The 689-nt window shown below is 74.9% G+C and carries 1 protein-coding gene and 1 pseudogene; one reads left to right on the forward strand and one right to left on the reverse strand.

Annotated elements, in window-relative coordinates; translation table 11 throughout:
• Positions 1-126, reverse strand: a pseudogene (locus tag FV228_RS34645) (H4MPT-linked C1 transfer pathway protein); the annotation flags it as partial.
• 6 nt (positions 127-132) lie between these two features.
• On the opposite strand from FV228_RS34645, the gene FV228_RS31705 reads away from it, so the two are divergent.
• Positions 133-689, forward strand: a 557-nt coding sequence (locus FV228_RS31705) for a HisA/HisF-related TIM barrel protein (RefSeq protein WP_147857970.1), incomplete at its 3' end; no start/stop codon positions are given.

Raw genomic sequence — 689 nt, forward strand, 5'->3', positions numbered from 1 at the left:
GGCCGCGACGCCCTGCCAGAGCGGGCACGGGACCTGGGCCGCCGCCACGACCCGGCCGTGCTCGACCAGCGCGGCCTTGACGTGGACCCCACCGAGGTCCCACCCGATCTGCTTTGAGACTGGCATGGGCATATGACCGCGACGCGCGCCTCGACGGATGACGGACTCGGGCGCCCCGGCTTCGCGGTGATCCCGGTGCTCGACCTGCGCGGCGGCCGCGTGGTGCGGGCGCGCCGCGGCGAGCGCTCCTCCTATGCCCCGATCGAGACGCCCTTGGCAAAGGGCTCCGCGCCCGATGCGATCGCGCGTGGGCTTCTCGATGCGTGGCCCGCGCGCAGTCTCTACGTCGCCGATCTCGATGCGATCATCGACGGGACCGGGCCGGACCTCCGGGCTCTGGAGGCGATCGCCCGGGCCTGCCCGGGACTCGGCCTGTGGGTCGATGCGGGCTTCTCCGAATCGGCGGGTGTCGCGGCGTTCCTCGCCGCAGGCCTCGGGCGGCCCGTGATCGGCAGCGAGAGCCAGCGGGATGCCGGGCTCGTCACTGATCTCGGCGAACGCGCCGTGCTGTCCCTCGACACGCGCGGATCCGAGCGCCTCGGCCCGGCCGCGCTCCACGACGATCCCGCGCTCTGGCCGCCGGACGTGATCGCCATGACCCTGGCCCGGGTCGGCGCCGGGGCCGGGCC

Origin of the sequence: Methylobacterium sp. WL18 (assembly GCF_008040015.1) — a bacterium.
In the GTDB taxonomy this organism is placed as follows: domain Bacteria; phylum Pseudomonadota; class Alphaproteobacteria; order Rhizobiales; family Beijerinckiaceae; genus Methylobacterium; species Methylobacterium mesophilicum.